Here is a 23,794-nt window from a genome sequence, read left to right as displayed (position 1 = left end):
TTCTAAGTAATGTTTCGCTGGTAGATATTAATGAATTCTTTTTCATTTTCGCGTAAATTTAACGATTCCCATTTTTTTTCAGAGCACAGCAAATTGATGAGCTTAAAATCCAAACTCGAAAGCCAGGGGCTGAATGATTTGGTGCGTACCAATCCAAACTCTCTAGGACTTAGCTTTCCAAATCATTTACTAACACACCATGTATCGGAACTAGAATTATCAAGCTATGATCCAAATCCCAAAGGAAGTGAGGCGACCCGGCTTGCGATTTGGGAAAGTGTCCAAAAAAAAGGAGGGCATGGTAGTCCGCATGATTTGATTCTTACTTCCTCAACTTCTGAAGCAATTTCCTTTATTTTAAAAATGTTAACAAATCCAGGCGATGAGATTTTGGTTCCTGCACCTGGCTATCCTTTGTTTGAATCTATCGCTGCCTTAGAAAACGTGAGAGTCATCGAGTATCCTTTGGTTGAACATCAATTAGGTGATTGGCAGTATTCCCTAGATTCAATCCAGGAAAGGTATTCTACCAAAACAAAGCTCGTAGTTTTTGTATCCCCTTCGAACCCTACCGGCTCCATACTGCAGGCAAATGAATGGAGAAACATCTGCCAATGGTCAAAACAAACGAAGATTCCACTTTTAGTGGATGAAGTTTTTGCTGATTACTTTTTTTCTAAGTACGAGTCTCAATACTTTTATCCACAACAATCAGAATTTCTTTCCTTTGTCATCAATGGAATATCAAAATCCTTGGCCCTTCCTCAATGGAAGCTGGCTTGGATTCATGTACAAGGAGAAGAAACACTCAAGCAAAAGGCAATTTCCTCCTTAGAACTCATTGCCGATACCTATCTATCTGTCAATTCTACAATCCAAAAATTATTACCCAATCTTCTGCGATGGTCTCCTTTGGTACAAAACCAGATTCGCAATCGACTCTCTCGAAATCTATTTTTCCTTGAAGAATTATTCGGCGAAGATACAAACTGGAAGATTCACATAACAAAGGCTGGATGGCATTTGTGTATTGAGCACTTGGGTTCTCTATACACTCATTCTGAAGATCTCTGCATTGAAATTTTAAAAAAAACAAAGGTATTCTGTCATCCAGGAGAGTGGTATTCCTTTCCCAAAGATAGAATGGTAATGGTGCTTAGCCTCTTGGTTCCAGAAGAGGAATTTCAAAGTGGAATGAGAGAGTTGAAATCTTTCTTTAAGTAGTCTATGATTTCATCTTTTAAAGATTCTGCATCTTCTTTCCCTAATTCATAGGTATCTCTTACCCCTTTGGGGTTTGTATAATCAAATGAGGTAATGGGAAGCGGTCGAGAAGGTTTGATCAAAAAAGATCGTTTGAGCAAGTCTGGATCTTTCCCAACGATGGTCGCTGGCTCATAGTAAATTCCTATAATTTTTGCATTGGTTTGGAATTTTTCGAGAAGCAAGTTATTTGTTAATCCACCATCCAAATAATACTCGTTATTCACAGATTGAAAATCCACAATGGGAGGGATTGAAGAAGAATTTAGAATAAACTGTTCTATATTATCAGGATTTGAAAAATCTCTTTCTGTAAAAACGACTTCTTCCATATTCCATTTCTTAATGATTTCTCCCATCCGATTGGAAGCTATGCCTTCATTTCTATCCCGATCATCGAGTAAAAAAGCTCTGCCTGTTTCGCTGATCAACCTTGCCAGACGGAATTTGTTTTGGAGAGAATTTTCCTTGGGGTAGGCTCTAACAGTATGAATGTACACCTTGGCGCCTGAGGACAAAATCTTGTCGAAGCGCATACCAAATCGGATGCCACGGCGGTACATTTCTTCATGGGGAAAAGTTCTCTCTCCTCTTAAGAGATTGGAGAAATGGAAGTTACTAGAATTCCGTTTGGTGATTTCTTCGAAGTACTCGACCGTCTCGTCCTCGGTTTCTGAGAGCATCGCCAAGGCCATGGCAGCCCCTGCCGAAACCCCTGAAACCTCAGTAAACCGAACGCCCCACTCTCTGAGCTTTCTTCCAATGCCTAGTGCGTAAAATGCCTTACAGCCTCCACCGGCGATCCCAAGTGACGCTTCGTACTGAGGGAGAAACTTCTGAATCGTCTGTAATAGTTGGTCCTTTACATCGGATAAATTGATGTCTAATCCTCTTCCCAGCGGAAACATAGAGTGTTATTTTCTCCTAGATAGCGATCAAAGTAAAGACTTCTTCGACAAGCCTCCTCTGTTGCTAGAAAAAAATCATAACCACCTGCTGGGTATTTGATCTTACAGCAGCCTTTCTTTTCTTTCCGATCTTTCGGCTGTCTCACGGATTTGTCCTGCTCTTTCAAATCGTTCACGCTAGGTGGCAGTTCCGAATATGACTGTGCTTGGATCAAATTTACTGGTAGAGACAAGAATCCTAAAAAGACCACGCTCAATCCTATCAACATCCGCACTCGTTTCATACCTGTATAGACTCTCGTCACCGACGGAATGCCAAATTAAAATTATTCTTTACTGAGAGAAGATGTGAGTAGAGGATTGGAGCGCATTTCAAAAGGAAAGGGATCATGGACAATAGAAGATTAGAATACAAAGGCAAGGGTGAGGATTTACTCCTTATATTCTTAAAGAACATTTTTCTGACAATTGTGACATTGGGTATTTATAGCTTTTGGGCTAAGACGAATGTCCAAAAATACAATGCACAAAATCTCTATTGGGCCGGAGAAGCATTTGCTTTCCATGGATCTGGAAAAGAGAGGTTGCTCGGATTTCTGAAGGCGCTCGTCATTTTGGCTGTTGCAGGTCTCGTCATTGTTGCCATTTCTTCTCTACTGGCCCTTGTCCATCCATTTGCACAATTGTTTGGCACATACCTTCTCATTGTCTTTTTCCTGATTGGTCTCAATCCATTCATTATTGTTGGCAATAAGAGATACTTTACATCTCGCTCTTCCTATCGAAATGTACGATTTGGATTCTCTGGTAAGGCATTGGATATCATCAAAATCTACGCGCTTGGGATCTTACTTTGCATACTCACCTTAGGGATCTACTATCCATGGTTTTATGCCAAAAAAGAAAGTTACATTGGCTCGAAGACGCGTTATGGAAATGCCTACTTTACCCTCACTTTAAATGGAAAGGATTTGTTTTTCATCTACCTAAAAGTAATCATATTAACAATTGTTACTTTGGGGATCTACATTCCTTGGTTTATTGCAGAAAAATACAACTATACTTGGTCCCAAACCTCTTTCCAAGGGAAACGGTTTCGATCCGATTTGAGTGGCGGAAAAGTTTTGGGATATAGCATTCTTGCTTATTTTCTCATTTTTTTCACCTTCGGAATTGGATATGGCTGGGCAGTCGTCTTGATGAACCAACTTTTTTATCATGCCATTGAATTAGAAGAGGAGATCGATTTTGAATCCATTCTTGCACAACCTGACTTAGGTGCGAATGCAATTACGGAAGGATTAGATTCACTTGCGGAAGCATTCGAAAATTTTCTAGGATAACCCGTTTGCTCGAAAACAAACAGTTTTCAGCCAGATACTTCAATGGAACCTCTCCGATTCCGATATCCGGGGAGGTTGCTCTCTCTCCTACGGAAGTATCTTTTTTTAGCCAGTCGACGAAAGAGGTTTTGCATCTAAGAGATTTCCATGACCTAACTTTCCAAGCCAAAGGTTTGAAATTTACATTCAGGGAAGACCAAACTCAGGAAAGTCCTATTCTAGAAATCCATTGCAATCAAGAGGAAGCGAGAGAAATCGAACTCCTATGGCTCCGTGCAAAAAATGATATGAATCTATCCAGAGCCATCAATCGAGAGTTAAGAATGGTTCATCCCGTACTAATCACTGCGGTTGGCCTCGTTTTATTAATCGGCATTGGCTTCGCTTATGTTTCTATGCTAAAAAAAATTCATCTCGTCATACCAGTGACCTTTGATGTCTCCCTTGGCAAAGAAGTCTCCGAACGAATTGAATCATCCCTACCTTTGTGTGAATCCAATGAGCTGAGCCAATACTTTTCGAAAAAAGCAAACCTCCTCATTCCGAAGGGATCTCCCTTCACCTATCAGATAAAATTTCTCGACATTCCCAATACAAATGCCATCGCGCTTTCAGGAGGAACGATTTATTTGTTCCGAGGATTGCTTGAAAAGAGTGATCATCCCAATGAAGTATGGGGAGTCATGGCGCATGAAATTTCACATGTGGAGAATCGTCACCACGTACGCCAGCTGGTCAAAGCCCTTGGAATTACCGCACTCATCACCTTTTTGATCGGTCCTGGAGTAGGCGATTTCCAAGCCTTAGAAAATGTATCTGAGCTTGTGAGTACGGTTTTGGTTTTAAAGTTTTCCAGAGATTTTGAAGATGAAGCAGATGATCAAGGTTTAGTTCTCTTGCGCAATGCTAAATCCGACCCACAAGGATTCCTGATCGTATTGAAAAGGATTTTAAAAGAAGAAAAACAAGATGTGATTGGGAATGATTCAACGATGAGAGTATTTGAATTGTTGAATACACATCCAGCAACGGAAGACCGCATAGCAAAGATAAAAGATAAAATGTTCCGAAGCTCATCTGATCCCTTTGCCCTTAAAGACTGGAATCGGGTGAAAAAGTCATGCAAAGCAAAGAAAGTTAAGTCTCCGCTTCAATAAATCTATATATTTCCGTAAGTGCATCCAGGATCTCATACTTTTGGCTCCAACCCAAATTTTTGATCTTGGTATTGTCCCCAAAAACTCGGTTTGTCTCAGCTGAGCGTATCCTACTTTGATCTATGCGAAATTCTAAAGTGTACCCAGAGATTTTAAGAATGCTCTCTGCCATCCATTGAATAGAAATTTCTTTTCCCGAGCAAATATTGTAGACTTCTCCGGATGAGCCCGTTTCGATCAAAGTGATATAAGCATCAACAATATCCTTCACATTTAAAAAATCCCGTGTTGGAGATAAATCACCCACTGAGATAAACGTTTCATTTCTCTTTTTTGCATTCACTACTTGGTGACAAAAGTTTGGAATGACAAACTCCTTTCTCTGGCCTACACCGATATGATTGAATGGTCTCGCGATGATAACTTGGAGATCTTGATTGTACAAAGCGTACTGTTTGCAATATGTTTCTGCGGCCAATTTACTTCCAGAATACGGGTTGAGTGGGTTTGGTGATAAGGCTTCATTGTAGGGCAAATCTTCCAATCTCTGCCTTCCATATACATCAGAGGAGGAAACATAAAGCATGCGCACTGGTTTTTTCAAACGATGTAAACCTTCCAATAGATTCAAGGTTCCCATTACATTGATGTTTTCCGTTTCCCATGGATCTTCTATCGCTCTGGGAACGAAGGCTTGGGCGGCTAAATGGATCACAAAATCTGGTGAATCCTTCTGGATTTGATCTAAAACCTGTTTCTGATCACGAATGTCGGATTGTAGGAACCGAATTTCGTATGTTCCTTTGGCTTCCAGTGCAGAAATGAGATATTTCCCCACAAAGCCAGACCCACCAGTGATCAGTATTTTTATTTTTTTCATAAAAGGGGAATTTTCCCGAAAGATCCTAAGATTTTCTTGCCATCCTTGCAAAATTTCAAATCCTCTCAACAAAAGAAAGAATTCTGTGGAGAGAGAGCCTTTTATTACACCCAGCCCCTTTCAGGAGATCAGAGACAGCCATCTGAATGTCCAAGAAATCGTAAATTCCATAGAATCAAAGATCGCCCTCCCTCCACCCAGCCTCGAAGAGCTCGAAAGAATCCAAAGAATGCAGTACCAACCCGAATCTCCGGAAGGATACCGCAAATTTGACCCAGCGACGACGGCGCATCTATTTGAAAAGGGTATCTCGGCACCTAAATTTACAAACCCTAAGCTTTGGTTCATCAAAGGACCACTCAAGTATCTTTTCACCAGTATTATTGATTTTTATAGCTTGGTTGACAAAAAGCTATCTGAAAATCGTTTAAAGGCTTTTTTTTCCGTATTACACGAGTTAATTCGACTAAATAAAAGAATCTCAAATATTGAAAAGCGATTAGACTCTTTTCGAAAGGAAGTCCTGAACACTTCTGCCACCAAAGAGGATGGATTCTCTCTAGATTTTGGATGGTCTACATACCAGTACTTTGAATCAGCAGGAAAGAATGATTTTTGGAGTCGAGCTGTTGAGGATATGAAAGGCCTCAGTTCCGTTGCTGTCTTATTTCCGTCTTATGGAATGTTGCTAAAAGACTTAACAATTGCTAAAGTTCCTTTTAAATCCTTTACAAACCTTGAATCCGAATATAGTTTCATAAAAAACAAAATCTGCTCACAGGTGGAGCTCGTCACTCAAACCTTTCCATTGCAACAATCATTAAACTCAGTAGACAATCTCATTATATTTCTCCCACTCAATCGATTTCCCTCCATTTATATCGAAAAAATTTTAAGTGAGGCCAGTGAACTTCTTACTAAGGGTTCGCATATATACCTTTCCGTACTAACAGCTGGGAAAGAGGATTTGAATCGGGTATTCACTGATATCGATATTTGTAAAGTAGACACCAATTTATTGCCTCAATACATGAAGACAATTCAATTCGACTCGCAACGAAATTTAACTATCCATCCCTCTCTTGAAATCTTTAGATTTACAAAAGTCTAATCATGAGGATCTTCCAACATATAGATGAATTGAAAGATTCTGATGGCGTTGGCAATGATGCTATAGGTTTACACACCCAGTTTAGAAAATTAAACATAGAATCAAATTTTATCACTCGGCTTCCTAGAACTGGAACTTCCCTCTACGAAACTCAATTTTATAAAATAGACCATCTTCCTAAATTTTCCAATAGTGATATCCACATTCTTCATTTTGGGGGACATGGTTATCCACTTTCAGCCTTCCTTGGTGCTCCAGGAAAAAAAATCTTACGATTTCACAACATAACACCCGCTCAATATTATAAAAATACAACTACACCTGAAATTTATTCAGCCATGGAAAAATTTGAATCAGTTTCTTATCTCGAGTTAGCGAGTATGGCTATCTCTGTAGATTCAGTTTGGTGTGATTCACCTTTCAATGGACATGTCTTGCAAAGTTATGATTTTCATTCCCTTTTCCACGTACCCATCTGCAAACAATACCGAGTCGAAACAGATTTGGTCTGGAAATCCAATCAAAATGATATTTGTTTTGTTGGTCGTTTTGCACCTCAAAAAAAATGGGAAGACTTAATCGTATTTTTTTCTTCTTGGAAACAAAAGTACAAGGATGCTCGCTTAAAGTGTATTGGCTCGGTAATTGGAGCTTTTGACGGTTATTTTGATTTTTTGCAACAAATCACAAACAATCTTGGCATCAAAGACTCCGTTGATTTTTTATTAGGTCTCAAAGACATTGAAGTCTTACAAGTGATGAGAGATTGCCTTTGTATGGTATCAATGAGTGAACATGAAGGATTTTGTCTTCCAATCTTAGAAGCTTTCGGAATGGGATTGCCAGTCTTTGCGTTTGAAGCGGGTGCTGTTCGCACTACCATGAATGGAGGAGGACAAATATTTAATGCGAAAAACCATCTAACATTAATAAATTTGCTCGAAACCATTTCAAAAGATCCAAAGCAAAGACTCTCCCAAATCCAAAAACAATGGGATGCCCTTTCCTTTTACAATAACTATCCTTGGCAACAAACGCTTCCAGTCTTGTTAAACAAATGAAAAAGAAATACAGAATTTTACAGTTTTCCGCAGGATTTCAATTAGGTGATGCTATTACACAAGAAATGATTTCCTTGGACCAAACATTTGTTCAAAGTGGATACAAAACAAAAATCTTCTCTGAGAATATCAATCAGCCTGATCGAAAACTAGCGCAGAAATTCACGAAAGCAGACGTCCAAGACAATGATATTTTTATTTACCATCATTCTATCCACTCAGATGTTCTCCCATTTTTATTAAAATTTCCAAATCGTAAAATTTTAATTTATCATAATGTTACTCCCAAACATTACTTTGAACCATATGATCTCAGATTTTCTTATCTGCTAGCTGAAGGGAGAAAAGATCTAAGCATCATTCAAGAAAAATTCCACGATTTCTTTGCGGTGTCCGAATACAATCGCCAGGAATTAATAGAGAATGGCTTTCAAAATGTTCACTTACTCCCATTGAGTTTAAATTTTTCGAAATGGAAAAAAGAAGGAATTTCGAAACACAACAAGGATTTTCTTCAATTTCTGTTTGTTGGCAGAATAGCACCCAATAAAAGACAAGATGATTTGATACGATTTGCAAAAATTTGGAAAGAAGTCACAAAGCGACCTTTTCAATTTAATTTAGTTGGATTTTGCAATCCAAATCAAAAATCCTATCTAGCAGAACTTGAATTTATGATCCATACATATGAACTTAAAGATTTGGTTCATATCATTTCCTTTGTTGATTTACAGAGCTTATCAAGGCACTACCAAGAGAGTGATTATTTTATCTCTATGAGCGAACATGAAGGATTTTGTGTACCTTTAATGGAGGCCATGTATTTCAACCTTCCAGTATTTGCTTATAAGGCTGGAGCAGTAGAAGAAACATTGGGTGGTAGTGGTATTTTGTTTACCGAAAAAAACTTTATCAATCTAGTAGAAAACATTGTGTCCTTAGATTCAGATCAAACCAAAAAAAATCAACTTATCGAGCAACAGACAAATCGATTGAATCAATACCTCTCGATCCAGCATTCCAAGGCCTTAATAGATTTGATAGAGAACATCAAATGAAACCAAAAATCGCTTTGGTGGTCTCGAGATATTTGCCAAATGTTGCCGGAGGTGCTGAAAAGTTAGCCTTCGATTATGTTCAAATTCTTAGGCACAAGTATGAGATTGAAGTATTTACTTCTTGCGCAAAAGACTATTTAACCTGGAAGAACGAATATCCTGAAGGTACAGAATACTTTGATGGTTACCCTATCCATAGGTTCAAAGTGAAAAAAGAAAGAGAGATTGAGAAAATGAATCGAATCTTGGATTCATTATTACAAGACCTCCCAAAGGAAAATGAAGCCAAAGAGAAAGAATTCATTGAAGAACAAGGACCGTTTGTTCCGTCCTTACTAGAGAATTTTTTAAAGCGAGAGCATGAGTTTGCCCTAGTGATTTTGGTAGGGTATTTATACTACCCAATAGTAGAACTTTTACCAAAATTAAAGATAAGGAGTCTTATCATTCCAACATTTCATGAAGAACCTGTCTTAAATCTTTCTATTTTTGAAAAAGTGTATCGATCTGATTACTTTTATTCCTTCAATGCACCCGAAGAATTGTTAGTCTACCAAAGACGATTTCGTTCCACTCCAAATTATACATTGATCGGTACCTTTCTAGAAGAAACAGTCTTCCAAAACTCAACCAAAGAAAAAGAAGAGATTTTTACAGTCATTACAATGGGTCGGATGGAAGCATCGAAAGGTTACCCCGAGCTATTCCAATCAATACAATCATGGGAAAAAAGATCCGACTCTAGTCAGATAAATTTTGTTTGCCTTGGAAATTTATACCTTCCTAAATCAACTGTTCCGCAAGTTGTATCTCTGCCTGGTTACATTTCCGAAAAAGAAAAAATCCAATACATTCGGAAGGCAGATCTATTTGTTAACCCATCACCATATGAAAGTTTTTCGATTGCAATGATGGAAGCTTGGGCAAATAAAATTCCGGTACTTGTAAATGGTAAATCCGAAGTCATGCGCGGTCATTGTTTACGAAGCCAAGGAGGTCTTTTTTATTCAGACGAGACATCCTTTCATAGAATGCTATCCTATTTCTTAAATAATAGAGAGAATGCAATGAGAATGGGAGAGAACGGTTACCAGTATGTTCGTTTGAATTTTTCCAAAGACATTGTACGAGCTAAAGTATTTGATCTTGTTAATAAACTTCTCGAATGATTGAGTTTTCGAACTCGTTTAAAAGCATCATGTGAACATGACCATTCGAAGCAACGATGCTCGGGGTATAGATATCAAAGTTATTTCCATCTAAGGTGGTGATCTTTCCTCCTGCCTCAGTAACGATCAATCCGGCAGCAGCCATATCCCAAGGTTTCAAACCAAGCTCATAATAACCTTCAAACTTTCCGTCTGCGACCCAGCAAAGGTCAATGGTAGCCGCCCCAGTACGGCGTATCCCTCGTGATTTTTTCAAGATGGATTTATAATAGGTTAAAAGAACATCCAAGGAATTGTTTCGGTCATATGGGAAGCCCGTTGTGAAGAGGGAATCCTTCATAGTCTGTGTTTGGGATACCTTGATGGGTTTTTTGTCACAAAAAGCACCTTCACCGAGAATAGCATGGTAACATTGGTTTAAAGCTGGAACCAAAACAATGCCAAGAACAGGAGTTTTTGTTTCAATTTGTTCTAGGGCGACGGACACTCCGTATAGCGGGAGTTTGTGGGCAAAATTGGTTGTTCCATCAATCGGATCAATGATCCATCGATATCCAGATGCGCTCTCTTTTTCTCCCGTTTCCTCTGACAAAAAGCCATCAGCTGGGAAATTCTTCTCTATCTCTTCTAAAATCATTTTCTCTGAGTGGATGTCAGCCTCCGTCACCAAATCATAGATCGCTTTTTCCGATACCATGAAGTCTTTCTCGGTTTGGGTTTGGATGAGGTACTGTCCTACTTTGGGAAGAAAGTTTAAAAAATGATAGGAGCGAGATTTAAGCTCTGAGTTCACTAATAGCCACCAAATTCAATGTTTTTCTTCATGGCGGTAATTTCTACATCTAAATTCAAGGTTTCATCGGCTTTTATTTTTTGTCTGACCTGCTCCGTAGTTTTGATCACTTCATGGAGAAGCTGATTGAGTTCTGTTTTACGTTTTGCGCCTTCATCAGTAGAAGGAGTGTTTGACGATACGCGATTGAACTGACTTAGGATTTTTGCAATCGTATCTGGAAAGTAATTTAGATATTGTTTGGCCTTTTTGTACTCATTTGGTTTTTCCGCCAATTGGATACGCAAATCACTCAAAGAGTGTAACATCTCATTTCCCAAAGTGATCAGATTTGTATCATTCAAAGATTTGAGCTCTCGCTCGATTTGAAGTTTGTTTGTATCAAATCGTTCCATCAATGATTTGTATTCATTGAACTCTATCTTGTCAGAAAACTGGTTCTTAAGATCATTCCAATTTTGTTTTGTTTTGCTACTCGAAAAAAGAAAGGGAAAGAAACTAAATGGATACTTATGTGCTTTGCCTAAGCTAGTTCGAAACACACCAAAGCCCAACAAAGATAGATGTAAAAATCCCATAAACACATAGGCGAATACTAGGAGTACGCGATCTTCAGCAAACGCATTTCCAAATCCTATATAACCAAAAGAAACGATCGCTTGTAAGTAGAGTGCTTCTAAGGATTGAGCGGCAGAATAGGATTTTTTATTTCTGGATAGCCAAAACAAAAAAGGAATACCCAATGCACCCAATGCTTCCATAAAAAAAGGAAAGGGCAAAAGGGAGAGAGGGTAGACAAGTAGGGTGCTTAGGTGTGCCCTCCTTGCCCATTGTTTTTCTTCTTTAGAGATAGGTTCTTCTTGTTCCATACTACTTTGCTTCCAGAAGTTTTTGTTTGATGTCAGATTCCAATTTGATCAATTCTTGTTCTGCAAGTTTGCGCTTTGATCTTCCTTCTTCTTGGATTTTCAATGTTTCAGATATTGTTTCGATCAATTGTTGGTTTACTTTTTTGAGTGTCTCGACCTCAACAATACCTTTCTCTGATTCCTTTGCGATCTCTATCGTTCCTGATTTTAACATTTCGGAATTTTTTTGGATCAATTCATTTGTTGTTTTGGTGACTTCTTGTTGAGCCGTTAGAGCCTTTCTTTGGCGGAGGAGTCCAAGTGCGATGACGATTTGGTTTTTCCAAAGAGGAATCGTATTTAAGATTGAGCTTTGGATTTTTTCAACCAAGACTTGGTTTCCATTTTGGATCAACCTGATTTGTGGGCCAGTTTGTAGAGAAAGGATTCGGCTCAATTTCAAATCATGGAGCTTTTTCTCAAAACGGTCTACCATTTGCACCATATCCTGGTATTTTTGGGAGGCTAAGGTATCCCCTTGTGCTTGGGCTTTAGCCAACATATCTGGCAATATTTTGTTGCGAAACTCTTGTACCTTTTGGTCACCGGCGGCAATATAGATTTGGATCTCTTTGAAGTACTCCAAATTTTTTTCATATAAATTTTGTAGAAGGGCTATGTCTTTCGTTAAATTTGTGCGCGCTACGTGGAGTTCATCTACGATTTTTTCTACTTGGCTCTGGAGGTCTTCAAACTTGGCAAGAAATTTCTTTCCTGCATCAAAGAGTCCTCCGATCACAGGAATCTTTGATAAGACTCCACCTTCCGAGCCAACAGAGTCTAGGTTTAGGTCTTTTACTCGAAACAATAAATTATTTAAGAGTTCACCCGCATAACCAGCATCTTTTGTTTTGATTTCACCTAATACTTTGTCGGCAAATTCAGAAACTTTTGCTTGGACTTGGGAGCCATATTGGATGATATCATTGGGTTGGTCTAATTTGATCTGAGCAGTCAGTTCTTGTACTTTTTTCTGTTCCTCTGCTGTGAGTTGTAATTCAGGATCATTTGTTTTGATTTCTAGGGAGTCCATACTACCAATCCTTTGTCTTGCTACTTAAAATTTGCCTTTTGTGAAGCGCCATGCAAGCAGAAAAGATTCGATCAAAAAGGTGAATTTTTAGAAAAATAATCGATTCATACCGAGCTCCTTTTCTTAGATTTTTTACATTCTTTCTCTAGTTGGTCTCGAAGAGCTTCTGATTCCATCCGATAATTTGTGAGAAAAAAACTATGTTAAAATCGCTCCTACCCCTTTTCCCTCAAAATCGTTTTCCCGAGGTCCTTCTCTCTGAGTACCAAAGCCCTCTCCTCAGCAATGATGAAGTACATAAAGTATTAGCAGACATTAGAAAGTACAATTTTGAACATTACCTCATCTTACGTTTGCTGATCGTTACGGGCTTACAACTTCCAGAGCTTTTACAACTGAAAAAAGTCGATATCCATTGGAATGAGCAGTCCATTTCCCTAGGCAACCGCAAACGATTGAAAGAAAGAAAGGTCTTTGTAGAGAAGACCTTATGCCGTGAGCTCTTCCTGCAAGCACAGCAATTTATCGACACGGATCTACTCTTTCCGGGAAGAAAAGGGCCACGGGAAGTCCGCTCCATCCAAAAAGTATTGAGCAAAGCCTCCCAATTTTTAAGGAAACCTCTCCACATACCTTTACTCCGCGACTCATTGGCTCTGTATTTCTATGCAAAAGGGCATTCTGTAGAGGAGATCCAAAGGCTTTTGGGGCATAGGTCTATCAAAAGCACAAAGACACGCCTCCAATTGTATGAAAATTTGTTAGGAAATGCGCTAAATGTAAATTTTAGAGGCCCACAAAGGAAAGCCGCCTAAAAATTTCTTGAATGTTAACCAGAATGCATGATCGTGTCCGTAAGTAGGCGCGTTTTGGAAATAAAGACCAAAAAAATTGGAAATCATACCTTAGTCCACCTAAATGGTAGACTAGACATTACACATTCTGACGAGGTTGAGGCAAAATTAGCAGAAGATGTGCAAAGTGGAAATGGTGATATCATCATTAACCTTGAGCTCATCTCCTATATCTCCTCTTCTGGGATCAGAATCTTTGTGGGTATGGTTCGCGAACTAGACAAACAAGGTCGCAAACTCAAACTTTGTTGCATCACTCCTCCTGTTAAGAAAGTTTTCGATGTGGTTGAGCTCCTTGACCTCTTTGAAGTTTTTGAAACTGAGCAAGAAGCCGTTGCTTCACTCTCAAAATAACTCATCTCTACGTAGCTTTCTCCGCTTTCCGTTTTTTTTCCCCTTTTTCTTTTCTGCTGTCCTATTCATTTCCATCGGTTTAGAACTTCCTCCTGTCTGGCCCGATGAAGTTTTATTTTTTTCACCGGCATCTCAATTTGCAAAGACTGGTATCCTCCAAACAGATGTTCTCATAGGCCTTATACCAGGTATGGAATCCAAAACTCTTTGGATGCCTCCTGTTCATATCCTACTGACTTCATTCTGTATCAAAATTTTTTCAGCAACGCTGGGAACAATTCGTACGGTGAGTTTTTTCACGAGTATCTCATCTGTAATCGTATTTGTGTATCTTCTCCATCTCTGGAAATTTTCGAAATCATCAATCTTAATCGCGTGTACAACTATTTTATATGAACCCTTGTTCTTTCGTTTTGGGATACCCGCACGAATGGAAGGGACTACAATTTTATTTTTTTTGTTGAGTTTGGTTTGTTCTTTTTCAGAAGGACGGGATAGACAAAGAGCATTTTTATCCGGTATTTTTTATGCCTTATCTGTTTTATCGCATCCATTTGCTTTATCCTTAGGACCTCTCTTTCTCTATTCTCTGATCCGAGATAAACAAATAAGGTGGAAGATGTTTTTCTATGGTGGTATCGGGGCTTTTCTCCCGATTTTTCTTTGGGTTCTTTACATTCACCCCGATTGGGAGCTATTTCTTGTTCAATTTGGTGCCCAGCTAACAAGAAAAAAGTCCTTATTTGGGACTTTTGATTTTTTAACTAAGTTAAAAATCTTTAGTTTTGGTTTTGCATTTTCTAAGTTCAGGATGGTTATCATACTTTTTCAATTTTTGATTCTTTCCTTATTTACTTTTCAAGTATTAAGATCTTTTAAAAAAATACCTGAACGATTTGTACTATTCTGGATTTGGTTTGCGCTTATAGTATTTGCAATCTTTTCCTCTTCAGAAGGTTGGTATGTCATTCATTTTATGTTTCCATTTGCTCTTGGGATGGCAATCATCAGCGAACAAAAGTATATCGGCCTCTCTCTGACAATCGTAAGCATCACTATTTCTATTCTTGGTTGGATTTCAATTTTAAATATTCATTACATAAAAACAAATTCTTCTGAACTGCTCAAAAATCATTTTTCTCAAATCGAGAATTCCCTAAAAGGCCACCAAAAGGTATATTTGCAAGCCATCCCTGATCCGTATTTTTATTTAAAGCAAAGTGATCCAAACAAAACTCTCCTAGAATTTATACCTGGAGAATTAGAAATACCCTCCCAACATTATTCGGATACAATTGCTTCTCAAGATGCTTTTGTCTTTTATAGAGAGGATTTAATAAACCAAACGATCCGCACATTTTTATCCGAACACCCAGATTGGATCCGAGAAGAAATCAACATACCTGTCCCCTCGCAACATTGGTATTCTTTTGGTACCATCATCTACAAAAAACCAAGATGAATGTTATATGAGACGATATCTGTTTGTTGCCCTTTTTTTTATATCCTGTTATAAACAGAATCAAAATGATATAGGTGTGAGTTTAGCTTTGTTAAACCAAAATTCTACAATCAAAATCAGTATTTTAGGGGACTCTCTCTCGCAATGGTCGGATGCATTCGGATTGAAAGGTAAGCTCTCAAGCAGATACCAAATCACTGATCTTTCTGTTGCTGGTTACGATACTCGCAATTGGTTGAATGATTTGCCAAGAGCTGAGCAGTTACCTACAGATGTTTGGATTATAGAGCTTGGGACAAATGATGCAAGTTATACGGGAACTTCTGGATTTTTGGAAAGATATAAAGAAATTTTAACTCAATTGACAATCAATAAAAGCCCATACTTCATTCTGAGTGCCGTTCCTCGGACCAAACAAACTGGTTTGTTTGAGTCTATCCTAACAAATAACCAGAGAATTCGAGAACTTGTAGCCGAGAACCCCAGATACAGATTGGCAGATTTGGATTTGGTTTTTCAAAAAAGTGGCAACTCCGAAAATCTTTATCCCCTGGCCGACCCTATCCACCCCAACCAATTGGGGTATGATCTGATCGGTAATGAATATGCTCGTATCCTACTAGGACTATGAGTTTAATTCTGCTAAGATTTTTAAGCCCTTGAGAGTTAACATTGGATCGATATGGTCAAAAACTTTGTTATCGGAAGAATGAATCGTTGTTACCAAACCACCTGTTCCAATCACTTTGTAGTCGCCAGGCAACTCTGCTTTAATCGCGCGTACGATTTCTTTCAGTAAACCAATCCAACCATAAAAGAATCCTGATTGTATAGACTCCACGGTAGATCCTCCTAAGACAACACTCGGTGAACCAAATACGATCGGAGGTAACTGTGCTGTGTTTCTCGTTAGAGCATCCATAGAAATCTTTAAACCTGGAGCGATCACTCCACCTACGTATTCTGGCTTTTCATTGATCACACAAAAGGTAGTCGCAGTGCCTAAATCTACTAAGATTGCCTTTTGATTGGGAAACATCTTTGCACAGTAGGCGGCATTCACCAAACGGTCTGCTCCAATTTCAAAAGGACGAGGGTAGGTAATACCAAAATTTAACTTCATTTGGTAATGTACACGAAGTGGTTTTACTTCAAACCAATCCTCAAACATGCGTTCAATGATAGGATTGAGGGAGGGCACTACACTGGAATAGATTGCTTTTTTGATTTGAAGGGAATCAACTTTCTCTTGAGTCAAAAAGCCTTTTAAGAAAAGACCGAGTTCATCGGATGTCCTGTCTCTCCTCGTGACAGTTCGTTTATGGAAATCAGGTTGTTCTTGCCCTTCTCGAAAAATCCCAAATACAGTATTTGTATTCCCAACATCCACAACCAATAAAAGTGCACTGTCTGCCATTAAATCACCCTAAACTCTGGAGAGGTATCCATAAGCTCAATCTTCTCGCCTTTCTCAGTCATAATGATGAGGAAACCAAATTCATCAATTCCCAAAACTTTTCCTCTCACGATTTTTGAATCCCAGAGAGTTTCAATTGCTTTGTCTTTTAAGTAAGAATGGTTTTCAACCCAAATCAATTCTTGTAAAATTGTACTTGGATCAATCATTTTGATGAAATAGTGATTCAATTGTTCAATTAAATCTTTGGTCAGTGTCTCCAACTCTCCTTCCATAGGCAGGTTATCAGAAACAAAGGCAGCCTTAGTCTTCCATTCATTGGGGACGTTCTGTCCAAAAACATTTACCCCAATTCCAATAACCAAAGTACAAATTCCAGATTGGATCTCAGATTCGATCAAGATTCCGGCGACCTTTTTGTCCTCTCTGTAAATATCGTTTGGCCATTTAATACTCAGATCAGTAGAAACTTTTGGAAAATTTTTTTGTAGTGCTTTTAGCAATCCTGCCGCCACAAAAATAGATACCAATTGCAATTGGATATCCGTCTGCGGAAATTGGATCTTACCAGAAAAGATTAAAAATTCATCACCTAATGTCTGCCAGGTATGTTGCCCTCTTCCTTTTCCTTGCGTTTGCTCATCTGCTATAACCCAAGATCCTACAGGCACCTCTGGATTTTTGATCCACTCATTTGTAGAGGAGACAGAGGAAAGCCTCTGGCCTTTTTCCCATTTTAAGAAGTGATACGACATACTAGGATTGTCTTTTTTTGAATTGGATTGACGAAAGTAAAAAAACAGCATTCTCTTGGTTTGTGGAAATAAAAGGAAAAACGGCTCTGATCACCGGTGCTGGCATGGGCATTGGCGCACTTGTTTGTGAGGATTTTGCAAAGTTAGGGATCAAAAAAATCATTGGTGTAGATGTAGACACAAAAGCTCTCAAAGAGATGAAGCTAAAGATTGAGTCTTATGGTGTAGAATTTGAGTCCTATCCTTGCGATCTTTCTTCGGTCTCTCAGATCGAAGCCTTGTTCTCCCGAATACAAAAGAAGAAAGTATCCTTTGAGATATTGATCAACAATGCCGGTATAGCTCCTTCGGGCTCCTTTGTTGACGGTGAATTTCAAAAATGGGAAAAAGCTATCCAAATCAATGTCACAGGTTTAATCAAAGTTACACATTTGGCACTACCAATTTTATCCCAAGCAGAGAATGCGCACATTGTAAATTTGGCAAGCATTGCTGGAAAGTATGGCTCGGAAGGTACAGCTGTTTATTCTGCCACAAAACATGCAGTAGTTGGCTTTTCACATGCTCTCAGAATGGAATACTATGAAAAAAATATTGGTGTTAGTTGGGTCTGTCCCACCATGGCTAAAACGAGAATGATAGAAGGTGTGAAACCTTCTATTTTTACTCCGGTAATCCCTCCCCTCTCTGTTGCCCTGGCCATTCGAAAGGCTATTCAAAAAAATCAAGCTGAGGTGATGGTTCCGTCCTATCTCAGGCTGTCCATAGTGGTTCTTCCGACCCTATTCCCACGTTTCTTTTTTTGGCTAGCTGTCAAACTGAAAGTTTCCAAAGGCTGGTTGGATGCAAACAAGGGACTTGAGAAAAATATTCCAGTTTAGATTCTAGTCTACATGCACATTTCTCAGGTCCTCACAAAACGAAAAACTTCTATCAGTTTTGAATTTTTCCCTCCCAAAAATGAAGAAGCTTCTGAAGAGCTCTTCAAAAATATCCAGGACCTTTCCTCTTTAAATCCAGCCTACGTGAGTGTTACCTATGGCGCCGGTGGTTCCACTAGAGACTTGACTCATGATCTAGTTTTAAAACTTCAGGAAAAAACGGGACTAACGATTGTTAGCCACTTGACATGTGTAGGTGCGAGCAAAGACGACATCCATCAAGTACTCAAACGATACCATAGTTCAGGGATTCACAATATCATGGCATTGCGTGGTGATCCACCCAAAGGCGAGTCCAATTTTGTAAAGCCGGTGGATGGTTTTGAATACGCTGGGGAGTTAGTGCAATTCATCAAACAACACTTTCCAGAGATGGGCATCGGTGTGGCAGGCTTTCCGGAAGGCCACCCCTCTACTCCCAATCGACTCAAAGAAATCGAAAACCTAAAATGGAAAGTTGACCAAGGAGCTGATTATATTTGCACGCAGCTATTTTTCGACAACAATGACTTCTTTGACTTTATGGAACGCTGCGAGATCGCAGGTATCAAAGTCCCTATCATTGCGGGTATTATGCCGATCACCTCTAGAAAAGGAATGGCACGTATGGCGGAACTTTCCCTTGGTTCCAGATTTCCAGCAAAACTTTTGAAATCACTTTCACGAGCAGAAGATGATGCCTATGCAGAAAATGTAGGCATCCACTGGGCAACGGAACAAGTGAGAGGACTCTTAGACCAGAATGTGGCTGGCATCCATATGTATACACTGAACAAATCTAAGGCGACTCGAAAGATTTACGAATCTTTGGGCATCAGAAACTTCGACGCTATTTAATTGGAATCTTCTTTGGGTTCTTCTCTACCTAGGTATTTGTTGTCCTTCCAATACCCTTCGTGGATGATCCTTCCTTTTGGGTTTCGGATGATTGCTTTTCCTTGGAGATGGTTTTCTTTCCAAACCCCTTCTAACACGTTTTTGTCGGCGAATATGTAGATCCCAGGCCCCTCACGTTTTCCGTTTTTGTAGCTACCCTCGAAACGATCTCCATTGGGATAAGTATAGGTTCCCATTCCCTCTCTTAGGCCAGAACGATACGTCCCTTCGTACACTTCCTGGTTTTTGTAATGGTACTTTCCATTTCCGTGGCGTAAGCCCTCTTCAAACTTTCCCTCATACCGATCAGAACCGTGGTGGCTATATGTGCCTTGGCCTTCTCGTTTGCCTTCAAAGAATTCACCATCGTAGATGTCCTGATTTTCGTAATAAAGCTTTCCTTTGCCCTGGCGCCTTGCTCCTAAAAACTCGCCTTCATAGCGACTGCCATCGGCAATGATCTGGATACCTTCTCCGTTATCACAATCACCTGAGGTACATGTCACAGGTACGGTACTACAATGAGACAAAAGCAATCCCAAGAGTAGCAAGAAAATTCCTGTTGCCATATCTTTGCGTAAATTCAACACTTTGATAACCTAATCGATAAGAACCATGAGTCATTTGAAAAAGGATTTTAAATATGTCAGCTAAAAAGGCATTGATTGTGGACGATAGTACGGTGACTAGATTGATGATCAAAAAGATCATTGGAGAATTGCCTCTGGACTGTGAATTCACAGAATCTGACTCCGCAGACAAAGCCAAGGACATTTTGAACGGTATCTCTCAGCTCGATTTTGCAACGATAGACCAAAATATGCCAGGAACCTTGACTGGATTGGAACTTGCTAGTATCGTAAAACAAAAGTTTCCTGATGCAAAAGTGGCTCTGATCACTGCAAATATACAAGATGCCATTCGTAACCAGGCAGCGGCCATAAATATTGATTTCATCGAAAAACCTATCTCTCCAGAAAAGCTTACGCCATTCATCAAAAAAGTATAAATATGGACCAACTCACAGAACTGGAAGCCGATGCCCTCAATGAACTCTTCAACATAAGTTTGGGAGGAGCCGCAAAGTTATTGAGTGAGATGATTTCTAACGAAATCTTACTTACGGTTCCAGGTTTGAAACTCATTACCTTTGATGATGCCATCAAAATGGACAATCTGATTGACCGAGATGTTTGTTCTATCAAACAAAACTTCAAAGGTGGTTTGGGAAATGGTTCTGCCTTCATTTTGTTTCACAAAACCTCTAGTCTAGAAATTGTACGCATGATGATGAAAGACTATGTGGAAACCAATGAGGTTTCTCACTTTGAAAAAGATGCTCTTAGTGAAATTGGCAATATTATATTAAATTCTATCCTTTCTACTCTCGCAAAGATGGCTCAAAAAAAAATTGAGACCTTTTTGCCTGAGTTCAACGTTGGGAAATACCAAGAGATGATCCACCAAGACTACCAATCCGATGAAAATACTCTATTGTTAGCATTTATCAATTACCATGTCAAAGGCAGAGATATACAAGGTTATATCTTCTTTGTTCTCGAATTCAAATCCATCAAAGAACTTTCACAAGTTTTAATCAGCGAATTATAACCTATCAGTGAGATCGTTTTCCATCAATGTATTAGAAACCATTATCCGAAAGTCTGGTATTGGTATCCTCATCATTGATCAAGAAGAAACTATCTCTCTAGTCAATCAGTGGTTTTTGAAGTACGCTCTGTTACAAGAGATCGATGTTTGCGAAAAAAATTTTATCCAAGTATTTCCTGAACTGAAAGGCACAAGGCTTCACAGATCGATACAGTTGTGTTTGGAGGACCGCCAATATTCTATCCTAACCCAAACTTTAAATCCTTTTCCATTTCCACTCTTTGAATCCAGAAAAAACCAAATTGATAACAAACGCATCCACCAATTCATTCATATCATTCCGATCCCCATTGAGAACAGTGAGGAAACTCTTGCCATGGTGCAGATCTCTGATGTGACGCAACAAGTCGTTCGGGAAAGTATGTTACGTGAGCAAATGAATGTTGCTACACAGCTAAAAGAAGCGGCCATCCAAGCATCTCATGCCAAGTCTTTGTTCTTAGCTTCGATGAGTCATGAGATTAGAACTCCTCTCAATTCTATCTTGGGGATGACTGAAGTTTTGGAAGAAACAAGATTGGATTCTGACCAAAAAAAATATTTGGAAGTTCTACGAAATTCAGGTAAAGCTTTATTCAATCTCATTAATGATATCTTGGATCTTTCTAGGATCGAAGCAGGGAAGATTGAAATCGAAAACCATCCCTTTTCTCTTAAAAATGTAATCGAAGAGACATTATCATTATTTTATCTACGGGCAAAGAATAAAGGTGTAGCCTTGCAATCCTCCATCTTCCCAGGTTTAGCGACCTCTATCTATGGTGATCCGATTCGGCTCCAACAAATATTGATCAATTTGTTAGGCAACGCGGTTAAGTTTACCAATGAAGGTCATATCAACTTGAGCATATCGCATACTGTGGACATAGTGGAGCACAAGGAAATGCTTCTGATAGAAGTGGAAGACACCGGTATTGGAATTCCGGAATCCAAATTACAAAGTATTTTTGATAGTTTTACGCAAGTAGACAATTCCAATACACGTAAGTTTGGTGGCACTGGTTTAGGTTTAACAATTTCTAAAAAACTAGCTGAGTTGATGTCTGGAAAACTATCAGTCGAGAGCCGAGAAGGTGTTGGTTCAAAATTTAAAGTCATTCTACCGTACAATCCGTATCATGAACAAGAGGAATTAAAACGAGACCATTGGGAAGATTTGGAACTACCTGATCCAGAACACTTCCCTAAATTGAAAATTTTATTGGCCGAGGATTCGCCTGAGAATGTTTTTTTAGTACAGACCTTGGTTCGTAAGTATCCGATTGAAATTGAAGTAGCAGAGAATGGAAAAGTCGCCTTTGATAAAGTGATCCAGTCAAAATTTGATCTGGTGCTAATGGATGTTCAGATGCCCATCATGGATGGCAACGAGTCTATCACAAAGATCCGACACTACGAAAGTAGCCACTCCATTTCAGAAGCAAAGGCACTGCCCATCATAGCTTTGACGGCAAATGTTTCTAAGGAAGACATTAAAGCGAGTTTTGAAGCAGGTTGCAATTCCTATCTGACAAAACCTGTCCGAAAGTCTGATCTGTTAAAGTTGATCTATTACTATGGGAAGGATCCGGACAATCTCTTCCCATTCAAATCTTGACTATTTCGCTGTTACTTCTCGCCACCAGTTCGGCATACTCGAAATAACACCTGTTTGGCCATAGAGTGAGTTGGCAATGTTTAAAGACTCAGCCCCGGCAGGTGTTTCCACTTCGTAAAAATTCCGTCCTACCATATCCAATTTGCGTACGATCCGTAAGCCCCTTTGTCCAAAGAATACTTCTGCTTTTTTCTGGTCTAGGCTCGCATCTAACTCTACGATGATGTTGCCAGGCAAAGCCATCAGTGTAATTCCCTTGGTTTGTTTGAAGACAGGCGAGAATTGGTTACTCTGGCTTGGGCTGAGTGATTTGGAGAGAGAGCTTGGTTCTATTTTACCCGACTCAGTTTTCCAGACACCCACAGAGCCATGGGAACTTTGCAACCGCGCACCTGTATCCACCTTTTGCACCGTGGAGCGCACCGTTCTCCCTTGGCCATCCGCTTGGAAGCCAAACTCCGCTACCAAATTGGGCTCTAGCTCCAAAGAAACCCTTTGGTTGCCTTCATAGTAGTAGAAAGACTCGCAAAATAGCGAGGCAGGTATAAGAAAGGAAACAATGAATATACCTGCTAAAATATATAGATTACTTTGGGACTTTTTGTTGAGCAATATCTGCATAAGCATCCTCGACAAAATCATATGAGCGAATTTTTTCAGCATTTTCTATCGCACTTAATCCAGGAGAATAATCTAAAGTAATGATTTTTTCACTTAAAATCCTATAACCACCTATACTATATTTTTCTGACCATTGCTGGATCAAAGCAGGAGTCATTTTATTCTTAAACAGTACGACCACAAGTCCAGGAACTATAAAAAATCCATTTTCTTGATCATTGCTAAATGAAAACACCTGAGTTAATGAATCTGCGAGTTTTTCTGAGGAAACAAAGGATTTCGAATTATACGATGTTGATAATTTTTTAATCGTCCATCCATTAGTCTCTCCGCCTACATTTTTTGCATATTTATCTATCTTCGAAACTATAGACGACGTTTTCGTATTCTCAGCAATATATTCGTGGCGAGGATAAATGGTTTTCAAAACTCCCTCATGTCTAATTGGAAGTGGACCATCTTGAAATTTATTCACTGCTAACTTCGGTTCTGAAAAAACGCAGGACATTAACGATAAAAAAATAATTAAAAAGGATGTAATAAGATTATTCTTCATTTGAGA

Annotated in this window: 27 protein-coding genes; 16 read left to right on the top strand and 11 right to left on the bottom strand. The window is 39.1% G+C overall.

What is annotated here, in order from left to right:
* Positions 1 to 30: 30 nt before the first annotated feature.
* Positions 31 to 1,224, top strand: coding sequence for a pyridoxal phosphate-dependent aminotransferase (locus DI060_RS15560; RefSeq protein ID WP_108977849.1), 1,194 nt, complete (start codon positions 31 to 33; stop codon positions 1,222 to 1,224).
* Here the strand turns inward: DI060_RS15560 and DI060_RS15555 are convergent.
* Positions 1,185 to 2,171, bottom strand: coding sequence for a patatin-like phospholipase family protein (locus tag DI060_RS15555; RefSeq protein WP_108977848.1), 987 nt, complete (start codon positions 2,169 to 2,171; stop codon positions 1,185 to 1,187). The two genes, DI060_RS15560 and DI060_RS15555, sit on opposite strands and share 40 nt — an antisense overlap.
* Positions 2,147 to 2,455: an LIC_11321 family protein gene (locus DI060_RS15550; RefSeq protein WP_108977847.1), complete on the bottom strand. Its 309-nt coding sequence runs from the start codon at positions 2,453 to 2,455 to the stop codon at positions 2,147 to 2,149. Before DI060_RS15550 ends, DI060_RS15555 begins: the two co-directional genes overlap by 25 nt.
* Positions 2,456 to 2,560: 105 nt before the next feature.
* On the opposite strand from DI060_RS15550, the gene DI060_RS15545 reads away from it, so the two are divergent.
* Both DI060_RS15545 and DI060_RS15540 read left to right on the top strand, forming a co-directional pair.
* On the top strand, positions 2,561 to 3,514 hold the full coding sequence (locus tag DI060_RS15545) for a YjgN family protein (protein WP_108977846.1): 954 nt from the start codon (positions 2,561 to 2,563) through the stop codon (positions 3,512 to 3,514).
* A gap of 5 nt (positions 3,515 to 3,519) precedes the next feature.
* A complete protein-coding gene (locus DI060_RS15540) occupies positions 3,520 to 4,671 on the top strand; it encodes a M48 family metallopeptidase (RefSeq protein ID WP_108977845.1) in 1,152 nt (383 codons plus the stop codon).
* Here the strand turns inward: DI060_RS15540 and DI060_RS15535 are convergent.
* The gene (locus tag DI060_RS15535; RefSeq protein WP_209452073.1) at positions 4,652 to 5,542 is read right to left on the bottom strand and encodes an NAD-dependent epimerase/dehydratase family protein; all 891 of its coding nucleotides are present in this window, start codon (positions 5,540 to 5,542) and stop codon (positions 4,652 to 4,654) included. The two genes, DI060_RS15540 and DI060_RS15535, sit on opposite strands and share 20 nt — an antisense overlap.
* Before the next feature lie 94 nt (positions 5,543 to 5,636).
* Here DI060_RS15535 and DI060_RS15530 point away from each other — a divergent pair, with 94 nt between their 5' ends.
* From DI060_RS15530 to DI060_RS15515, 4 genes are read left to right on the top strand one after another with little or no spacing between them, the layout of a single operon-like run.
* Complete coding sequence (locus DI060_RS15530) at positions 5,637 to 6,662, top strand: LIC_10202 family protein (protein ID WP_108978174.1); 1,026 nt, start codon at positions 5,637 to 5,639, stop codon at positions 6,660 to 6,662.
* 2 nt (positions 6,663 to 6,664) lie between these two features.
* Positions 6,665 to 7,723, top strand: coding sequence for a glycosyltransferase family 4 protein (locus DI060_RS15525; protein WP_108977843.1), 1,059 nt, complete (start codon positions 6,665 to 6,667; stop codon positions 7,721 to 7,723).
* On the top strand, positions 7,720 to 8,781 hold the full coding sequence (locus DI060_RS15520) for a glycosyltransferase family 4 protein (protein ID WP_108977842.1): 1,062 nt from the start codon (positions 7,720 to 7,722) through the stop codon (positions 8,779 to 8,781). The genes DI060_RS15525 and DI060_RS15520 overlap by 4 nt, the downstream gene beginning before the upstream one ends.
* Positions 8,778 to 9,950, top strand: a complete 1,173-nt coding sequence (locus DI060_RS15515; RefSeq protein ID WP_108977841.1) for a glycosyltransferase family 4 protein — start codon at positions 8,778 to 8,780, stop codon at positions 9,948 to 9,950. The genes DI060_RS15520 and DI060_RS15515 overlap by 4 nt, the downstream gene beginning before the upstream one ends.
* Here DI060_RS15515 and DI060_RS15510 read toward each other — a convergent pair.
* The 3 genes from DI060_RS15510 to DI060_RS15500 are packed head-to-tail and all read right to left on the bottom strand — an operon-like array spanning position 9,931 to position 12,684.
* Positions 9,931 to 10,743: an inositol monophosphatase family protein gene (locus DI060_RS15510; RefSeq protein WP_108977840.1), complete on the bottom strand. Its 813-nt coding sequence runs from the start codon at positions 10,741 to 10,743 to the stop codon at positions 9,931 to 9,933. The genes DI060_RS15515 and DI060_RS15510 overlap by 20 nt on opposite strands.
* Positions 10,743 to 11,612 (bottom strand): 5-bromo-4-chloroindolyl phosphate hydrolysis family protein, encoded by an 870-nt coding sequence (locus DI060_RS15505; protein WP_108977839.1) that lies wholly within the window; start codon positions 11,610 to 11,612, stop codon positions 10,743 to 10,745. Before DI060_RS15505 ends, DI060_RS15510 begins: the two co-directional genes overlap by 1 nt.
* A 1-nt stretch (position 11,613) precedes the next feature.
* Entirely contained in the window at positions 11,614 to 12,684 is a 1,071-nt protein-coding gene (locus tag DI060_RS15500; protein WP_108977838.1) for a toxic anion resistance protein, read from the bottom strand.
* Positions 12,685 to 12,884: 200 nt separating this feature from the next.
* On the opposite strand from DI060_RS15500, the gene DI060_RS15495 reads away from it, so the two are divergent.
* The 4 genes from DI060_RS15495 to DI060_RS15480 are packed head-to-tail and all read left to right on the top strand — an operon-like array spanning position 12,885 to position 15,985.
* Positions 12,885 to 13,499, top strand: coding sequence for a tyrosine-type recombinase/integrase (locus DI060_RS15495; RefSeq protein ID WP_108977837.1), 615 nt, complete (start codon positions 12,885 to 12,887; stop codon positions 13,497 to 13,499).
* A 54-nt stretch (positions 13,500 to 13,553) separates the two neighbouring features.
* Positions 13,554 to 13,892, top strand: a complete 339-nt coding sequence (locus DI060_RS15490; RefSeq protein ID WP_108978173.1) for an STAS domain-containing protein — start codon at positions 13,554 to 13,556, stop codon at positions 13,890 to 13,892.
* On the top strand, positions 13,873 to 15,354 hold the full coding sequence (locus DI060_RS15485; protein ID WP_167837024.1) for a dolichyl-phosphate-mannose--protein mannosyltransferase: 1,482 nt from the start codon (positions 13,873 to 13,875) through the stop codon (positions 15,352 to 15,354). The genes DI060_RS15490 and DI060_RS15485 overlap by 20 nt, the downstream gene beginning before the upstream one ends.
* Before the next feature lie 7 nt (positions 15,355 to 15,361).
* On the top strand, positions 15,362 to 15,985 hold the full coding sequence (locus tag DI060_RS15480) for an SGNH/GDSL hydrolase family protein (protein ID WP_108977835.1): 624 nt from the start codon (positions 15,362 to 15,364) through the stop codon (positions 15,983 to 15,985).
* On the opposite strand, the gene DI060_RS15475 is transcribed toward DI060_RS15480, so the two are convergent.
* Positions 15,980 to 16,771 carry a type III pantothenate kinase gene (locus DI060_RS15475; RefSeq protein ID WP_108977834.1) on the bottom strand — a complete coding sequence of 264 codons (792 nt, stop codon included), beginning with the start codon at positions 16,769 to 16,771 and terminating at the stop codon, positions 15,980 to 15,982. The two genes, DI060_RS15480 and DI060_RS15475, sit on opposite strands and share 6 nt — an antisense overlap.
* Positions 16,771 to 17,526: a biotin--[acetyl-CoA-carboxylase] ligase gene (locus tag DI060_RS15470; RefSeq protein WP_108977833.1), complete on the bottom strand. Its 756-nt coding sequence runs from the start codon at positions 17,524 to 17,526 to the stop codon at positions 16,771 to 16,773. Before DI060_RS15470 ends, DI060_RS15475 begins: the two co-directional genes overlap by 1 nt.
* A 17-nt stretch (positions 17,527 to 17,543) precedes the next feature.
* On the opposite strand from DI060_RS15470, the gene DI060_RS15465 reads away from it, so the two are divergent.
* Positions 17,544 to 18,407 (top strand): SDR family NAD(P)-dependent oxidoreductase, encoded by an 864-nt coding sequence (locus DI060_RS15465; protein ID WP_244594442.1) that lies wholly within the window; start codon positions 17,544 to 17,546, stop codon positions 18,405 to 18,407.
* A gap of 12 nt (positions 18,408 to 18,419) precedes the next feature.
* A complete protein-coding gene (metF, locus tag DI060_RS15460; protein WP_108977832.1) occupies positions 18,420 to 19,304 on the top strand; it encodes a methylenetetrahydrofolate reductase [NAD(P)H] in 885 nt (294 codons plus the stop codon).
* Here metF and DI060_RS15455 read toward each other — a convergent pair.
* On the bottom strand, positions 19,301 to 19,933 hold the full coding sequence (locus DI060_RS15455) for an MORN repeat-containing protein (RefSeq protein ID WP_135355073.1): 633 nt from the start codon (positions 19,931 to 19,933) through the stop codon (positions 19,301 to 19,303). The genes metF and DI060_RS15455 overlap by 4 nt on opposite strands.
* Positions 19,934 to 19,986: 53 nt before the next feature.
* Between DI060_RS15455 and DI060_RS15450 the strand changes: the two genes are divergently transcribed.
* The 3 genes from DI060_RS15450 to DI060_RS15440 are packed head-to-tail and all read left to right on the top strand — an operon-like array spanning position 19,987 to position 22,611.
* Entirely contained in the window at positions 19,987 to 20,352 is a 366-nt protein-coding gene (locus DI060_RS15450) for a response regulator (protein WP_108977830.1), read from the top strand.
* Between the two features lie 2 nt (positions 20,353 to 20,354).
* On the top strand, positions 20,355 to 20,954 hold the full coding sequence (locus tag DI060_RS15445; protein ID WP_108977829.1) for a chemotaxis protein CheC: 600 nt from the start codon (positions 20,355 to 20,357) through the stop codon (positions 20,952 to 20,954).
* A 7-nt stretch (positions 20,955 to 20,961) separates the two neighbouring features.
* On the top strand, positions 20,962 to 22,611 hold the full coding sequence (locus DI060_RS15440) for an ATP-binding protein (RefSeq protein ID WP_108977828.1): 1,650 nt from the start codon (positions 20,962 to 20,964) through the stop codon (positions 22,609 to 22,611).
* On the opposite strand, the gene DI060_RS15435 is transcribed toward DI060_RS15440, so the two are convergent.
* Both DI060_RS15435 and DI060_RS15430 read right to left on the bottom strand, forming a co-directional pair.
* Positions 22,612 to 23,232 carry a hypothetical protein gene (locus DI060_RS15435; protein WP_108977827.1) on the bottom strand — a complete coding sequence of 207 codons (621 nt, stop codon included), beginning with the start codon at positions 23,230 to 23,232 and terminating at the stop codon, positions 22,612 to 22,614. It lies immediately after the preceding gene.
* Complete coding sequence (locus tag DI060_RS15430; protein ID WP_135355072.1) at positions 23,198 to 23,788, bottom strand: hypothetical protein; 591 nt, start codon at positions 23,786 to 23,788, stop codon at positions 23,198 to 23,200. The genes DI060_RS15435 and DI060_RS15430 overlap by 35 nt, the downstream gene beginning before the upstream one ends.
* Positions 23,789 to 23,794 lie beyond the last annotated feature (6 nt).

This window comes from Leptospira ryugenii (assembly GCF_003114855.1).
GTDB lineage: Bacteria > Spirochaetota > Leptospiria > Leptospirales > Leptospiraceae > Leptospira_A > Leptospira_A ryugenii.
The sequence above is the reverse complement of the archived record's forward strand: the minus strand, read 5'-3'. Positions and strand labels throughout refer to the sequence as shown.

What these genes read in the sequence shown, in the direction of transcription:
- DI060_RS15430 (WP_135355072.1), bottom strand. Translation starts at nt 23,788, where the DNA reads ATGAAGAATAATCTTATTACATCCTTTTTAATTATTTTTTTATCGTTA.
- DI060_RS15500 (WP_108977838.1), bottom strand. Translation starts at nt 12,684, where the DNA reads ATGGACTCCCTAGAAATCAAAACAAATGATCCTGAATTACAACTCACA.
- metF (WP_108977832.1), top strand. Translation starts at nt 18,420, where the DNA reads ATGCACATTTCTCAGGTCCTCACAAAACGAAAAACTTCTATCAGTTTT.
- DI060_RS15515 (WP_108977841.1), top strand. Translation starts at nt 8,778, where the DNA reads ATGAAACCAAAAATCGCTTTGGTGGTCTCGAGATATTTGCCAAATGTT.
- DI060_RS15450 (WP_108977830.1), top strand. Translation starts at nt 19,987, where the DNA reads ATGTCAGCTAAAAAGGCATTGATTGTGGACGATAGTACGGTGACTAGA.
- DI060_RS15470 (WP_108977833.1), bottom strand. Translation starts at nt 17,526, where the DNA reads ATGTCGTATCACTTCTTAAAATGGGAAAAAGGCCAGAGGCTTTCCTCT.
- DI060_RS15495 (WP_108977837.1), top strand. Translation starts at nt 12,885, where the DNA reads ATGTTAAAATCGCTCCTACCCCTTTTCCCTCAAAATCGTTTTCCCGAG.
- DI060_RS15480 (WP_108977835.1), top strand. Translation starts at nt 15,362, where the DNA reads ATGAGACGATATCTGTTTGTTGCCCTTTTTTTTATATCCTGTTATAAA.
- DI060_RS15475 (WP_108977834.1), bottom strand. Translation starts at nt 16,771, where the DNA reads ATGGCAGACAGTGCACTTTTATTGGTTGTGGATGTTGGGAATACAAAT.
- DI060_RS15445 (WP_108977829.1), top strand. Translation starts at nt 20,355, where the DNA reads ATGGACCAACTCACAGAACTGGAAGCCGATGCCCTCAATGAACTCTTC.
- DI060_RS15550 (WP_108977847.1), bottom strand. Translation starts at nt 2,455, where the DNA reads ATGAAACGAGTGCGGATGTTGATAGGATTGAGCGTGGTCTTTTTAGGA.
- DI060_RS15525 (WP_108977843.1), top strand. Translation starts at nt 6,665, where the DNA reads ATGAGGATCTTCCAACATATAGATGAATTGAAAGATTCTGATGGCGTT.
- DI060_RS15435 (WP_108977827.1), bottom strand. Translation starts at nt 23,232, where the DNA reads ATGCAGATATTGCTCAACAAAAAGTCCCAAAGTAATCTATATATTTTA.
- DI060_RS15545 (WP_108977846.1), top strand. Translation starts at nt 2,561, where the DNA reads ATGGACAATAGAAGATTAGAATACAAAGGCAAGGGTGAGGATTTACTC.
- DI060_RS15555 (WP_108977848.1), bottom strand. Translation starts at nt 2,171, where the DNA reads ATGTTTCCGCTGGGAAGAGGATTAGACATCAATTTATCCGATGTAAAG.
- DI060_RS15520 (WP_108977842.1), top strand. Translation starts at nt 7,720, where the DNA reads ATGAAAAAGAAATACAGAATTTTACAGTTTTCCGCAGGATTTCAATTA.
- DI060_RS15505 (WP_108977839.1), bottom strand. Translation starts at nt 11,612, where the DNA reads ATGGAACAAGAAGAACCTATCTCTAAAGAAGAAAAACAATGGGCAAGG.
- DI060_RS15560 (WP_108977849.1), top strand. Translation starts at nt 31, where the DNA reads ATGAATTCTTTTTCATTTTCGCGTAAATTTAACGATTCCCATTTTTTT.